The sequence below is a fragment of the Collinsella sp. AM15-2 genome, assembly GCF_003471985.1.
Classification (GTDB): Bacteria; Actinomycetota; Coriobacteriia; order Coriobacteriales; family Coriobacteriaceae; genus Collinsella.
The window spans coordinates 222-14114 of sequence record NZ_QRKO01000004.1; the positions used below are offsets into that span (position 1 = coordinate 222).

The following is a 13893-nucleotide window of genomic DNA, read 5'->3' on the forward strand; positions in this document are numbered from 1 at the left end:
CCCTACGGCACCTACGACTGCACCGGCTCCGGCACCGTCAAGTCCTGGGCCGATATCGCCCGCGCCGTCTTCGAGGCCGCCAACGGCAACGGGGACAGGGTCGTGCCGGTATCGACCGCCGACTACTACGCGAGCGCCGAGGGCCCCGTCGCCCCGCGCCCGGTCCACTCCGCGCTCGACCTGTCCAGGCTCGAGGCTGCCGGCTTCCACATGCCCGACTGGGAGGAAGAGCTGGGGGAGTACATCAAGACGCTCTAGGCGCTATTAACTTTTCGAGAGTAAAAGCCGCCGTTCTTTAACGGCGGCTTTTCTTGTTGGTGGCTATCTGCGCAGTGGTGCCAATAGTATTTTGCGGAAGATCTACCTCTCGCTTGGCTTGGAAGTAGGGTGGCCGGGCTGGTCGTCGTAGGCGTATTTGCTGTACACGTTGACCTCCCACTGCTTTTTTTCGACCTTTGCTACAGAATCTAGGATGAAGCCGGTCGCAAGGCTCTGGCCGCACAGGAACATAAACGAGGCGGCGAGCATAGCGGTGGGGAAGCGCGGGACGAGGCCGGTCTGGAAATATTCGACAACGATGGGCATGCCCAGGGCGAGGCCGAATACCGCGAACAGAAGCGCTACGAGGCTGAAGAACTTCAGCGGGCGGTAGTCCTTGAACAGCGTGCCGATCATCGCAACGACTTTAATGCCGTCGCTCACTGTGTTGAGTTTGGACTCGGAACCCTCGGGACGGTCGCGGTACTCGATGGGCACATCTTTGATGCGCCAGCGGTGGTCGACGGCGTGGATCGAGAGCTCGGTTTCGATCTGAAAGCCCTCGGAAAGCACTGGGAAGGTTTTAACGAACGGGCGGCTCATGGCGCGGTAGCCGGTCATGACGTCATCGAAGCTGTAGCCATAGATCCACTTGATCATGGCGCGGACCAGATTGTTGCCAAAGCCGTGGAAGGCGCGCTTGTTTTCCTCGGCGTAGGTGCCGTTTGAAAGGCGATCGCCTACGGTCATGTCGGCCGTACCGTTAAGGATGGGCTCGCAGAGGGCCTTGGCCGCCTCGGCGGGGTAGGTGTCGTCGCCGTCGACCATCAGGTAGCAATCGGCGTCGATGTCGCGAAACATCTGGCGGCATACGTTGCCCTTTCCCTGACGGGGCTCAAAGCGGACCGTGGCGCCGTGCTCGGTGGCGATGCGTGAGGTATCGTCCGACGAGTTGTTGTCATAGACATAGACCGTCGCTTGCGGAAGCTCGCGGTGAAAGTCGTCGATGACTTTGCCGATCGTGGGCGCTTCGTTGTAGCAGGGGATGATGACGGCGATGGATTCAGAATTCACTCAATGCTCCTTATACGTTCAATCCTTGAAAGTATAGCCGTTTGGGCTTGGCATCCTAAGATGTGGGTTAGTTCTCCAGTTTTGTTGCGCGAATCGTTTGCATGGCCGTCGGGTCTATACTGTTCGTTTGTCAACGATTACGAGTAAAGGAGTTGCATCCGTGTCGGATCAGACAAAGCAACAAGAAACTCGCAGTCTGCCTGCGACGTTTGCTAAGAACGAATTTGAGAAGGACGCGTTTATCCTTCGTCAGCTGGTTACCAAGGATTTTAAGATCAAGTATCGCCGTAGCGTTCTGGGCGTCGCATGGTCGGTGCTCAACCCGCTGCTGATGATGATCGTCATGGCCATCGTGTTCTCGACGATTTTTGGCCAGGGTCGCAATGGCTCAATGACGCCCGAGATGTACCCGCTGTACTTGATCGTGGGTAACATTACCTTTGCCGTCATGTCCGAGTCTACGAACCAGGCCCTGACGTCGATCGTGGGCGCTGCCCCTCTGCTCAAGAAGGTTAAGGTGCACCGCTGGGTCTTCCCGGTGCAGAAGGTGCTCTTCTCGCTGGTCAACTTTGCCTTCTCGCTGGTCGCCGTCGCCATCGTCATGCTGTGGTTCCGCGTTATGCCTTCTTGGCACCTGATTCTGCTGCCGGTTTGCCTGCTGCTGCTTATGTGCTTCTGCATGGGCCTGGGCATGATGCTCTCTGCCCTTACGGTCTTCTTCCGCGACGTTATTCATCTGTGGAGCGTCGTCATTACGGCGTGGACTTACATTACGCCCATCTTCTGGACGACTGACTATATTGCGCAAATGCCGCATCTCGTACGTATCTTGATGTATGCGAACCCCATGTTCAACTACCTGCAGTTTATGCGCGATATCTTCCTGTTCCAGACTACGCCCTCGCTTATGACGTTTGGTATGTGCGTTGCCTGGGCGGTTCTTGCGCTTATTATTGGCTATACCGTGTTCCATAAGTCCGAGCGCAAGTTCATCCTCTACATCTAAGGAGTGCTGTGATGACTGAATCTGTTGTTGATTACAGCGAGCAGCCTCTGGCTGTCGAGGTCGACGACGTCACCATGATCTTTAACATGGCGTCCGAGTCGCTGACCAACCTCAAGGAGTACTTCATTAAGCTTGCCAAGCATGAGTTGTTCTTTGAGGAGTTTAGGGCGCTTAAGCATATCTCGTTTGATATTCATCGTGGCGAGGTCGTGGGTCTGGTCGGCACCAATGGCTCCGGCAAGTCTACGATGCTCAAGATTATCGCTGGCGTGCTTGAGCCAAGCGAGGGCAGCGTTAAGGTGCACGGTAACATCGCGCCGCTGATTGAGCTTGGTGCTGGTTTTGACCCCGAGCTGACCGCCCGCGAGAACATCTATCTGAACGGCGCCCTGCTTGGCTATACCAAGGAGTTCATCGATGCCAACTTTGACGGCATTATCGAATTCGCTGAGCTGCAGAACTTTGTCGATATGCCGCTTAAGAACTTCTCCTCGGGCATGGTGGCGCGTATCGCCTTTGCAATCGCGACGATTACCGAGCCCGATATTCTGATCGTTGACGAGACGTTGTCCGTCGGTGATGTGTTCTTCCAGCAGAAGTGCGAGGACCGTATCCAGCACTTTATCCAGAGCGGCGACGTGACGGTTCTGTTCGTTTCGCACTCTATGGAGCAGGTTGAGCGCATCTGCCAGCGTGCCGTTTGGATTGAGAAGGGTGACCTTCGCATGGACGGCCCGGTTAATGAGGTCTGCAAGGCGTATCGCGAGCAGTTCAACTAGGTTATAATTACTTGTGCCTGACAGGCTTGCGCTTGCTTGGGCGTGCGGCTATTTGCTCCATTAGCTCAGTTGGATAGAGCAGGGGACTTCTAATCCCAAGGTCGACGGTTCGAATCCGCCATGGAGCACCATCGTTTATTAAGCCCAGACCGCTTGGTGGTCTGGGCTTTTTCACATGCCGGTGTTCTTTGTTCTTGCCGGGTATACGTTTAGGCCGAAGCCGTGGCGTGAGCTGCTATTGTGCTGCTGATGTGGATTGGTTATACGGCGCGCCAAAGGGGGCTGGAGCCGAGCGTGAGCAAGCCTCTGCTTATGACGCTGCCAGCATCGTGGTTCTTCGCGTCAATCGTACGCTGTGCCTGCGATATTGGATTGGCGTACGTGATCAAGAAGGCGTAACAAAAGCGGGGAGGACCAACTTGGCCCTCCCCGCTGTATCTAGTCTGCCTTCAGGCACTCGGGCAAGACGTTTGCAACTGCATTCATCGCCTGCGGCCTCAGGTACTGCTCATTGAGCTTTACCTTTCTGTAGGCGTAGCGAGTGTCTGCCGAGTATTTGATCAACACATCGGTGAAGAACCGCTCCCAGCTCAGGTAGTCGCGGCTTTCGATATAGCTTGAGGGATCCTCGAGGATTTTTAAGATATCGTTACTGGGAATGAGGCCAGATTGCAGGAGTGTCCACTCGAATGATTCGGGGAGGAACAAGCGTACGTTCTTGTAAACGCGCTGTCCGAGCACCTTTTCGATGTAGGGACCAAATGCTGCTCCGTCTCCAATAGCAAGGATGTTTTGCTCGGGACATTCGTGAATCGTACGTTTTAGATTCGCAACGCCGGTGGCGGTATAGCAGGGGATCCCGAGTCGGTTGCAAAGAGCGTCGTAGAATTGATAGCCAGATTTGCTATCCTCGACAACTACGGCGTCGGGTACCTCGAATCCAACATTTAGATCCTGATACAGCATACTTGCCGTGTGGTCATATAGCGGCTTGGTCACCGAGTAGAAGCGCCTGTCGCTCTTGCGGCCATTGATTGTTTTACTTGTCGTGTTGACTAGCTTCAGGATCTCATCAACGCTGTAGGGGAGCTCGTTGGCATCGCGACGAGATATCAGAACAAAATAGTTGGACGAGCCGTTGACGGCTTTGGCGAAGTCCTTTGAGTAGATAAACTCGTTACCCTCATCTAGAAAGACGATTGAATCTTCGATGATCGATAGCTCGCGCTCCCAGCGTCTGCCGGAAAGCGTTTCGCAAGGCACGTCGCAACTGAGTGCAACGCCGCTTTCCGGTCCTCGGTCGTTGTAGTCGCGAATCATCGAGATGAGCGTCGTTTTACCCGTGCCGCTGTTGCCGCGTATAAAGGAAATATTGCGCTTAAACGTGAGTGTGTATTTGACCTTTGCACGCTCTACGACAACGGTATGCGTTCCCTTCATTACTCATCAACATCCAAAAAGTCATTCGTGGCGCCGACAAACTCCTGCATGTTTCTGACGATGCGGCCATCGTTTTCAATGCGGATTTCAAAGCTCTTCCAGGGGAATTTCATGATGTGGTATAAGGTCACCATCACATCCTGCTCTTTGCCGATCTTGAGTAGCCAGCGGGCACAGTTGTCTCCGCAGGTGGATGCGTTGAACACCATATTTGGGAGATTGCGCACCAGCAGCAGCGTCTTAACGCCGCCGGACAGTTCGAGTGGGGTGATCGAGCCCAGCTGTTTGCTTACGATGTTGTGGGGACCGATGAGCTCTGATCCGTCCACGCTTTTAATAATCTGTGCGGCCATAGGGTCTTCGAACCATGAGTCCAAGTATGAGTTCCTAAAATAGGTTTCGGTATCGTAGATGGAACCGGGGTAATCCCCCAGATGGATGCTTAACATGCGCGTCTCCAGACGTTGTGTGACTGCAATGATTATATGCCAGTAATAAAGTGCCGCCAGTAGCGAGGTTGCTGCTGGCGGCACTGGCATTATTAGCGTGTGAATCGCGTTGATGGATTTGCTCGCGAGGCTACTTTTCGAGACGTTCCCTCAGCAGCTCCAGCGCGTGGGCGTAGCCTTGCAGGCCCTCGCCGGTGATGGTGGCGAAGCAGGCTAGGCGGACGTAGCTCACCTGGCGGAAGTCTTCGCGCGTCTCTACGGCGCTGATGTGCACCTCGACGGCAGGGATGGCAACGGCCTTGAGGGCGTCGAGGATCGCCACGCTCGTATGCGTGTAGGCAGCCGGGTTGATGACGATGCCGTCGACCTTTCCGTAAGCCTCCTGGATCTTGTCGACGATGCTGCCCTCGTGGTTAGACTGGAAGACATCGACCTCGTCGAAGCCCTGTGCGGCACCCGCTTCCTGGCAGATCTGCACTAAGCGATCGTAGTTGTCGCTGCCGTAGATGCCTGGCTCGCGAATGCCGAGCATGTTGAGGTTGGGGCCGTTAATGACGAGTGCTTTCATGGTTGCTTCCTTTGCAGTTGAAAAACCACCACAAAGGTGCCTGCCCCCTTTGTGGTGGTTTTGGTTAGAGAGCGGGTGGGAGGGTGTCGAGGAGGGCATGGGCGGTGTTGGCGGCGCAGTCGCGTGAGTCGATGATGTAGTCGGCCCAGGCGCGGTAGCGCGGCATACGCTGCTCGGCCAGCTTGTCGATGCCGTCGCGCGCGGTGATGGGGCGGCCCTTGTGGGCGAGCTCGTCGAGCTTGCGGTTGAGCATCACGTTTTGGCTGTTTTGGTGCAGCAGAGGGTGGTTCTCGTCGCGCGTAACCACGCCGCCGCCGGTGGAGAGCACCAAGCCGCTGCGCTTGGAGATGTCGGCCAGCGCTGCCGTCTCCTGCTCGCGGAAGGCCGCCTCGCCGCACTTGATGATAAAGTCGGCGCAGGGCATGCCCAGGCGCTCCTCGAGGGCGCGATCGAGATCGATGTGCTCGCGGCCCGTGAGCTGGGCGATCTGCTCGCCCACGCGGGTCTTGCCCGAGCCCGGCATGCCGATCAGCGCGATGTTCTGTTCGCGGCGTGACAGGCGCTCCGTTACGTCCAGGATCCTCTCGCGCGGGGTGACCTGGCCGGTATAGCGCTCGACAGCTTGTGCCGCCTGGGCAACAAGCATAAGCAGGCCGCCGATGCAGGGGATGCCGCGGCGCTCGGCCTCGAGCATCAGGCCCGTGCGGGCGGGGTTGTAGACAATGTCGATGACGCCCTCGAGCGCATCGAGGCCTTCGAGCGTGCAAGGCGCGTCGGGGCAATGGGGGAACATGCCGGCGGGCGTGCAGTTGACGAGTAGGGAGGCGTCGGACTGCTGCGCGATATTGTCGTAGTTGACCTCGCTCGTGCGACCCACGGGTACGACGATGGCGCCCATGTCTCCCAACACCATACTTGCCGTGGTGCCGGCGCCGCCGGTGGCACCGAGCACGAGGGCCTTCTTGCCGGCAGCCTCAACGCCCAACTCCTCGACCAGGCACTGGAAACCGAAGTAGTCAGTATTATCGCCGTGCAGGCGGCCGTCGGGCAGGCGCGTGATGGTGTTGACGTTGCCCATGCGCTCGGCGAGCGGGCTCAGCTCGTCCAGGTATTCTATGACGGCGCGCTTGTAGGGGATGGTCACGTTGGTACCCTCCCATTCGTCGCCCGTCATAAAGGCCGCGAGGTCCTCGGGCTCGCGCTCAAATCGCACGTACTCGAGCCCAGCGAGCTCCTTGTAGATGGTCGGGGTGTAGCTGTGGCCCAACACGCGGCCCAGTACGCCGTAGGGGCGGGTTGCGGCGGTATCGGTCATCTAGAGCACCTCCGTGTAGCTGCCAAAGTAGGTGAAGCTCTCACACACGTCGTCGATCGAATTGAGCAGGTCGTCGAGGGCCTTGCTGCCAAAGGGGCAGTCCAGGTCAAAGTAGAACATAAACTCAAAGTCGCGACCGGGGATGGGACGGCTCTCGAGCTTGATGAGGTTGATGTTGAGCGCGTAGAAACGTTCGAGTACGCGATAGAGCGCGCCCGGCTCATTGGCCGTGGTGATCATGAGCGAGGTGCGATTAGCGCCGGGGTAGACGCGCGGCTCGCGGCTGATGACGACAAAGCGCGTGTAGTTGTTGTCTGAGTCTTGGATATTGGGCTCCAGCACCTCCAGGCCATAGAGTGCCGCGCAGCTGCGCGATGCGATGGCGGCAACATCGGTGCGCTCGGAGCTGGCGACCATCTCGGCCGACATGGCCGTGTTGGGGTATTTGGTGGCGTGCAGGTCGTGGGCTTCGATAAAGCCGGCGCACTGGGCGATAGCCTGGCCGTGGCTATAGACCTCGTGCACGTCGGCGAGCTTGGTGCCGGGTTTGACGAGCAGATTGTGGTCGATCTTGAGACGCAGCGAGCGCACGATATGGAAATCGAACTGGGCGAGCAGGTCGTAGACGGCGTTAACCGAGCCGGCGGTGGAGTTCTCGATGGGCAGCACGCCAAACTCGCAGAAGCCGTCGCGCACGGCGCGCATGACGCCCTCGAAGGTCTCGAAGAACGCGATGTCGGGCACGTCAAAGAGCTTGCATGCGGCGATCTGGCTGTAGGCGCCTTCGACGCCCTGGCAGGCAACGGTGGCCGTTTGAGGGAAGGGCGTGTCGGAGGCTGCAGCCGTGGCGTGGGCCTTTTGCGAGACGGTAATGCCCTTGAGTTCGTTGATGTAGCGCTGCTGCTCGGCCTTGCTCATGCTCATGAGGAGACGGAACAGGGTGATGGTCTGCGCCTCGTAGCGCTCGGGCGCGCGGCTGGCGAGGTTGTTGAGCTTGGAGCGCTCACGGGCGGGGTCGAAGACGGCCTTGCCCATCTCGATTTTTGACTTGGCGACCTCGGTGGCAATGTCCATGCGCTCGACAAAGCTGTTGAGGAGCGTGGTGTCGATGCCATCGATGGCCTGGCGGATGTCAGCAAGGTCCATGGAGACCCCTTTCACGTGTCGGGGGATGTTGAGGGGCGGGTAGTTAGCGCTGGGCGGCGTCTTCGAGGAGGGCGTCCCAGATGGCAAGGGCGGCGGCTGCCTCGGCTACGGGGACAGCTCGGGGGACGATGCAAGGATCGTGGCGGCCGTGGACCGAGAGCTCGGCATTTTCCATAGCGTCCATGTCCACCGTCTGCTGCTCGCGGCCAATGGAGGGCGTCGGCTTTACGGCCATGCGCCACATGACGGGCGCGCCGGTCGAAATACCGCCCAGGATGCCGCCGGCGTTGTTGGACTCGACCTCGATCTCGCCGGTCTCGGCATCGATGCGATACGGATCATTGTTCTCGCTGCCGCGCATGGCGGCCACGGCAAAGCCCATGCCAAACTCCACGCCCTTTACGGCGGGAATGCCAAACGCGATCTGCGCGATGCGGTTCTCGATGCCGTCGAACATGGGGTCGCCGATGCCTGCGGGAAGCCCGTAAATGCCGCACTCCACGATGCCGCCGATGCTGTCGAGTTCGTCACGCGCGGCTAGGATTTCCTCGCGCATGCGGCCGGCTGCGGCGGCGTCAATGCACGGCAGATCGTTCGTAAGGATCGCCTTGCGGTCGGCCTCGCGATAGACTATGTCGTCCATCGGCAGATCGGAGATGCCGCCGATCTGCGCCACATGCGCCATCACTTTAATGCCGCGGGCCTCGAGTGCCTGCAGCGCGATGCCGCCCGCGATGCATAAGGGTGCTGTTAGGCGGCCGGAAAAGTGCCCGCCGCCGGCGACATCGTGCATGTTGTGATACTTCATGCGCGCAGGGAAGTCCGCATGTCCCGGACGGGGCTTGCGGCGCAGCTCGGAGTAATCCTTGGAGCGCGTGTTGGTGTTCTCGATAATCGCGGCAATGGGCGCGCCGGTGGTGTGCCCATCGACCACGCCGGCGATGATTTGGGCGGCGTCGGCCTCGCGGCGCTTGGTCGCGGTCTCGTCGCGACCGGGGGCGCGACGGTCGAGGAAGGCCTGCAGCTTCTCCTGGTCCACGGCGATGCCCGCCGGGATGCCATCGAGCGAGCAGCCGATAGCGGGGGAGTGCGATTGGCCGAAGATGCTTAAGTGCAAGACGTTGCCAAAGGTCGAAGACATGCTATTCCTCCTCGAGTGTGACCTTGCCGCCCAGCAGGCGGTAGTGTTCGAAGAAATCGGGATAGGACTTGTTGACGGCCTCGGCTCCGTGGATCACGACCTCGCCGGTGGCGCGGCTCGCGGCGATGGCGGCCATCATGGCGATGCGGTGGTCGTTGTGCGAATCGACCTCGCCGCCGGTAAAGGCGTCGACGCCCTTGATGATGAGGTCGTCACCGGCAATGCGCACTTGCGCGCCCAGCGCGGTGAGCTCGCGGGTGGTGGTTGCCAGGCGGTCGGATTCCTTGATGCGCAAGCGGGCGCAGTCGCGGATGAAGGTGCGGCCTTGTGCGAGCGATGCCACAGCCGAGATAACGGGCACCAGGTCGGGGATGTCATGCGCGCTCATCTCAAAGCCGGCGAGCTTGTCGGACTGGACGGTAGCGGCGTTGGTGGAGCGCACGATACGGGCGCCAAAGCGCGAGAGCGCGGCAAGCACGTTGCGGTCACCCTGTGCGGAGCTGAGCGATACGCCCTCGACGGTGATGGGGTCGGAGCCGATGGCGCCGGCGCACAGCCAAAAGGCGGCGTTGGACCAGTCGCCCTCGACGGCTACGCTGCCGGGCGTGCGGTACGAGCCGCTGTTCACGCGGAAGTTCGTGACCTCGGGCTGGCCGTCCTTGGCCGGAATACGCTCAACGTTGACCTCGATGCCGAAGGCCTTCATGGCCTGGATCGTCAGGTTGATGTAGGGGCGGCTCTCGATAAGGCCGGTCACCTGCACGCAGGAGGGCTGGGCCAGCAGCGGGGCTGCCAGCAGCAGGCCGGAGATATACTGCGAGCTCACGTTGCCCGGAAGCTCAAAGGTGCCCGGGCGCATGCGGCCGCTCGTCTTGAGCGGAAAACCGCCCAGGCCCTGCAGGTCGCAACCGGCGGCGATGATCTCGTCCGAGAGTGGGGAGAGCGGGCGGGCGCCAAGGCGGCCCTGGCCCACGAAGGTAGCATCCGCACCCAGCGCGCAGGCGACGGGCAACATAAAGCGGAGCGTGGATCCACTTTCACCGCAGTCAAGCGTGCTGCCGGCAAGGGCCTTGAGCAGGCCAAACTCAACACTCTTCATGGTGGGGTGGACCTGGAAGCCGTCCTCGACGGTCTCGATGCGGGCACCCAGGGCCGTAAGGCAGCGCACCGTAGCCTCGATGTCGGCGCAGGTGGTGTTGCAGGTGACGTGTGTCTCGCCGTTGGCAAGCGCAGCGCAGATGATCAGGCGATGCGCCATCGACTTGGACGCGATGGCGGGAACGGTGCCCTTGAGCGGGGACGGGGTGATGCGGGCTAGCATGCGGATGCGTCTCCCTTCTGGCCGAGGCCCTCGGCAATGAGTTCGTGGAAAGTGGAAAGCGGTGTGCGGTCGATGCTGCAGCGGCCAATGCCGTGCGGAATCACCAGGTCGATGGTGTCGCCCGCGCGCTTCTTGTCGTGGAGCGCCTCGGCAAAGACGGTATCGGCATCTAGGTCACAGCGGGTCGTGAGGCCATGACGGGCGCAGAGTTCCTCAATACGACCGGGCAGTGCGGCATCGCAGACGCCGTGCAGGGCCGCGGCGCGCGTGATGATGCCCATGCCAATCGACACGCAGTTGCCGTGGCCGAGCTCAAAGTGCTCGCAGGCCTCGACAGCGTGTCCGGTGCTGTGTCCAAAGTTGAGGAGCTTTCGCTGATTGGTCTCGCGCTCATCGGCAACGACCACGGCACGTTTAATGTCGATATTGCGGGCGATGATGAGCGCCACACGGGCCACGTCGCGGTTCAGCAGCTCAAGCGTGAGCGGGGTCTTCTCCAGCTCGGCGAAAAGCTCGGGGTCGGCAATCACGGCATGCTTGACGACCTCGCCGCAGCCGTCGGCGAACTGCTCGGGCGTGAGGGTGGCCAGGCACCCCACGTCGGCGATAACCACGCTCGGCTGCCAAAAGGCGCCGGCCAAGTTCTTGCCGGCAGCCAGGTCTATGGCGGTCTTGCCTCCCACCGACGAATCCACCATGGCGAGCAGGCTCGTGGGGATCTGCACAAACTTGCAGCCGCGCATGTAGGTGGCGGCCACAAAGCCCGCCACGTCGCCCACGACGCCGCCGCCGAGTGCCACGATCACGTCGGAGCGCGAAAGCTCGTGCTCGGCCACAAACTCCAAAATGGCAACGTAGGTCTCGGCGCGCTTATGGGCCTCGCCGGCCTCGAAGGTGCAGATGCTCACCTCGTAGCCTGACGCCTCCAGGCTCTGCTTAACGGGTATCTGGTAGAGCGGGCCCACGTTGGTGTCTGTCACGATGACGGCGCGGGTGCCGCCGGCGGTGGCGCGCACGAGCGGCCCCGCCTGCTCCAGCAAAAACGTGCCAACATGCACCTGGTAGGGGCGTGCAGTGTCGATATCGATGGTAATCGCCATAAGCTTCGGTCCTTTCGACCTGGCGTGATGGGTTGTCTAGTGGGAGGCCTCGTCGTCGAGTGCGCGCTTAATGCGGTCGCCCTCGGCAAGGAGATTCTCCAGATAGCGCTGGTCGCGGTCCTTGAGCGCGCGGCTGTAGGCGCCAAGCGATTCGATCAGATGGTCGATCTCGAAGGCGAGCGCGTCGGCGTCGTCGATCATGAGCTCGGACCACATTTGCGGGTTGAGGTGCGCCACGCGGGTGAGATCGCGGTAGCTACCGGCCGAAAAGCCGTGGTGGACCTGGGCAGTGGGGCTTTTGACGTAGGCGTTGGATACCACGTGCGCAAGCTGGCTCGTGAAGGCGATGACACGGTCGTGCTCGGCGGCGCTGGTCACGCTGAACTTGCCAAAGCCCAAGGGGCGCACCATCTCGCGCACCTGGCCCAAAAGCTCCAGCTTGAGCGCATCGTCCACCGCGGGCGGTACGAGCACCAGCGGGGCGCCCTGGAACAGGTCGGCGCGGGAGTGTGCATAGCCCGAGTACTGCGTGCCCGCCATGGGGTGCGCGCCCACAAAGTAAAAGCCGTGCTCGCGGGCAAGCTCAAAGGCGCGCTCGCACACGATACCCTTGACGCCCACCGTGTCAATTACCACGGGGCCCATGATGGCCTCGGTATCGGTGGCGTCGGCGAGTGCCTGGGCGTGTGCCTCGAGCCACTCGATGCAGGCTTCGGGGTAGCAAGCCAGGACGATGATGTCGCATTCGCCGAGCGTCTCGTCGTTGAGCTCGCCGGCAACGGTGCCCATGCTGGCAGCCGTCATGACATCGTCATCGGGATCCCAGGCCAGCACGCGGACGCCCGCCTGCGCATAGCCGCGGGCAAAGCTGCCGCCGATGAGGCCAAGGCCGACGATGCCGGCGCACTTGGGGCCGCCCTGGTTAACGCGCGCGTTTCTCACTGTACCCATGGGCTACTCCATGGTCTCTTGGCAGACGACCTCGCGGATGGCTCGGATGCGGCGCATGGTGTCGTCGAACTGATCGGGGGTGAGGGCCTGGGCGCCGTCGGACCAGGCGCGGCTCGGCTCGTCGTGGACCTCGATCTCCAGGCCGTTGGCGCCGCAGGCGGTCGCGGCGAGCGCCATGGGCTCAACGTAGCGGGTGTAGCCGGTGGCGTGGCTGGGGTCGGCGACGACGGGCAGGTGCGACAGGTGGTGCAGCACCGGCACGGCGTTGAGGTCGAAGGTGTTGCGGGTGCGGGTCTCGAAGGTGCGGATGCCGCGCTCGCACAGGATGACGTTGTCGTTGCCCTCGCTCATGATGTACTCGGCGGCCATGAGCAGCTCATCGATCGTTCCGGACATGCCGCGCTTAAGCAAGATCGGAGTCTTGGTCTTGCCGACCTCTTTGAGCAGAGGGAAGTTCTGGGCGTTGCGGGCGCCAATCTGCATGACGTCGATCTTCTTGTCCAGGAAGACCTGCACGTCGCGCGGGTCCATGATCTCGGTGACGATCGGCATGTCGAGCTCGGCAGACGCCTCGCACAGCAGGTCCAGACCGGCGGGGCCCATGCCCTGGTAGGCGTACGGGGAAGTGCGGGGCTTGTAGGCGCCGCCGCGCAGCATCGTGGCACCGGCGGTCTTCACGCGGCGGGCGATGCGGATGAGGTTCTCGCCCTCGACGGAGCACGGGCCGGCGATGACCTGGAACTGATCGCCGCCGATCTTGACGCCGTGGCCGCAGTCGATGACGGAGTCCTCGGGGTGGAACTTGCGGTTGGCGCGCTTGAACGGCTCGGAGACGCGCTGCACGCGCTCGACGACATCCATGGACTCGAGCAGGAACGGGTCGATCTTGGTCGTATCGCCCACCAGGCCGATGATCGTCTCATTCTCGCCGCGCGAGACATCGGTCTTCAGGCCCTTTTTCTCAATCCAGCTGACGATATGGCTGACGGCCTCGTCGCTGGCGCTCTGCTTTAAAATTGCAATCATGGTGTGCCTCTCACCTCGATGGATAACCCTTGCAAAAACGGCCCGCATCGCGAGCCGTGTATATATGGTGCATGAGAGTTTATACTATCTGATTCGCTTTTGCCTTCTAAAGTGAGCCGTTGCGCCGCGTCTTCCTCGGAATTGCAAAGCTTTTTCTTTTATTTTGATAGCCCATAGTGCACTTGGGTATAATGCCAACCGTTGGCCCTATTAGCTCAGGGGATTAGAGCGTCTGCCTCCGGAGCAGAAGGCCGTTGGTTCGAATCCAACATGGGGCACCATCGAACGTGAGACCGTCCGAACCTCGCATGGTCCGGGC

At 60.8% G+C, this 13893-nt stretch carries 14 protein-coding genes and 2 tRNA genes; 5 read left to right on the forward strand and 11 right to left on the reverse strand.

All coding sequences use genetic code 11. The annotated features are described in order from the left end of the window. A partial coding sequence (locus DW171_RS10295; protein WP_233539081.1) for a sugar nucleotide-binding protein occupies nt 1–258 on the forward strand: 258 nt, incomplete at its 5' end. A 102-nt stretch (nt 259–360) separates the two neighbouring features. On the opposite strand, the gene DW171_RS02835 is transcribed toward DW171_RS10295, so the two are convergent. Further along, entirely contained in the window at nt 361–1332 is a 972-nt protein-coding gene (locus DW171_RS02835; protein WP_055249954.1) for a glycosyltransferase family 2 protein, read from the reverse strand. Nucleotides 1333–1492: 160 nt separating this feature from the next. On the opposite strand from DW171_RS02835, the gene DW171_RS02840 reads away from it, so the two are divergent. The 3 genes from DW171_RS02840 (at nt 1493) to DW171_RS02850 (ending at nt 3248) form a co-directional block, all read left to right on the forward strand. After that, nucleotides 1493–2338, forward strand: coding sequence for an ABC transporter permease (locus tag DW171_RS02840; RefSeq protein WP_233539082.1), 846 nt, complete (start codon nt 1493–1495; stop codon nt 2336–2338). 11 nt (nt 2339–2349) lie between these two features. Further along, complete coding sequence (locus tag DW171_RS02845; protein WP_118270364.1) at nt 2350–3117, forward strand: ABC transporter ATP-binding protein; 768 nt, start codon at nt 2350–2352, stop codon at nt 3115–3117. A gap of 54 nt (nt 3118–3171) precedes the next feature. Beyond that, nucleotides 3172–3248, forward strand: a tRNA-Arg gene (locus DW171_RS02850). 307 nt (nt 3249–3555) lie between these two features. Here the strand turns inward: DW171_RS02850 and DW171_RS02855 are convergent. The 10 genes from DW171_RS02855 to aroF all read right to left on the reverse strand — a co-directional run bounded on the left by DW171_RS02855 (nt 3556) and on the right by aroF (nt 13574). After that, a complete protein-coding gene (locus DW171_RS02855; protein ID WP_055249956.1) occupies nt 3556–4557 on the reverse strand; it encodes a hypothetical protein in 1002 nt (333 codons plus the stop codon). After that, nucleotides 4557–5006 carry a DUF4869 domain-containing protein gene (locus DW171_RS02860; protein ID WP_055249958.1) on the reverse strand — a complete coding sequence of 150 codons (450 nt, stop codon included), beginning with the start codon at nt 5004–5006 and terminating at the stop codon, nt 4557–4559. Before DW171_RS02860 ends, DW171_RS02855 begins: the two co-directional genes overlap by 1 nt. A 130-nt stretch (nt 5007–5136) precedes the next feature. Beyond that, the gene (gene aroQ, locus DW171_RS02865) at nt 5137–5574 is read right to left on the reverse strand and encodes a type II 3-dehydroquinate dehydratase (RefSeq protein ID WP_118270365.1); all 438 of its coding nucleotides are present in this window, start codon (nt 5572–5574) and stop codon (nt 5137–5139) included. 64 nt (nt 5575–5638) lie between these two features. Then, nucleotides 5639–6889: a shikimate kinase gene (locus DW171_RS02870; RefSeq protein WP_118270366.1), complete on the reverse strand. Its 1251-nt coding sequence runs from the start codon at nt 6887–6889 to the stop codon at nt 5639–5641. Further along, on the reverse strand, nt 6890–8035 hold the full coding sequence (pheA, locus tag DW171_RS02875; RefSeq protein WP_118270367.1) for a prephenate dehydratase: 1146 nt from the start codon (nt 8033–8035) through the stop codon (nt 6890–6892). Nucleotides 8036–8078: 43 nt separating this feature from the next. Then, complete coding sequence (aroC, locus tag DW171_RS02880; protein ID WP_118270368.1) at nt 8079–9176, reverse strand: chorismate synthase; 1098 nt, start codon at nt 9174–9176, stop codon at nt 8079–8081. A gap of 1 nt (nt 9177) precedes the next feature. Next, a complete protein-coding gene (gene aroA, locus DW171_RS02885; RefSeq protein WP_118270369.1) occupies nt 9178–10497 on the reverse strand; it encodes a 3-phosphoshikimate 1-carboxyvinyltransferase in 1320 nt (439 codons plus the stop codon). Continuing rightward, a complete protein-coding gene (gene aroB, locus DW171_RS02890; RefSeq protein WP_118270370.1) occupies nt 10491–11597 on the reverse strand; it encodes a 3-dehydroquinate synthase in 1107 nt (368 codons plus the stop codon). Before aroB ends, aroA begins: the two co-directional genes overlap by 7 nt. Nucleotides 11598–11633: 36 nt before the next feature. Then, on the reverse strand, nt 11634–12548 hold the full coding sequence (locus tag DW171_RS02895; protein WP_117583253.1) for a prephenate dehydrogenase/arogenate dehydrogenase family protein: 915 nt from the start codon (nt 12546–12548) through the stop codon (nt 11634–11636). Nucleotides 12549–12551: 3 nt separating this feature from the next. Further along, nucleotides 12552–13574: a 3-deoxy-7-phosphoheptulonate synthase gene (gene aroF / locus DW171_RS02900; protein WP_117797744.1), complete on the reverse strand. Its 1023-nt coding sequence runs from the start codon at nt 13572–13574 to the stop codon at nt 12552–12554. A gap of 204 nt (nt 13575–13778) precedes the next feature. On the opposite strand from aroF, the gene DW171_RS02905 reads away from it, so the two are divergent. Then, nucleotides 13779–13855: transfer RNA gene (locus DW171_RS02905), tRNA-Arg, on the forward strand. Nucleotides 13856–13893 lie beyond the last annotated feature (38 nt).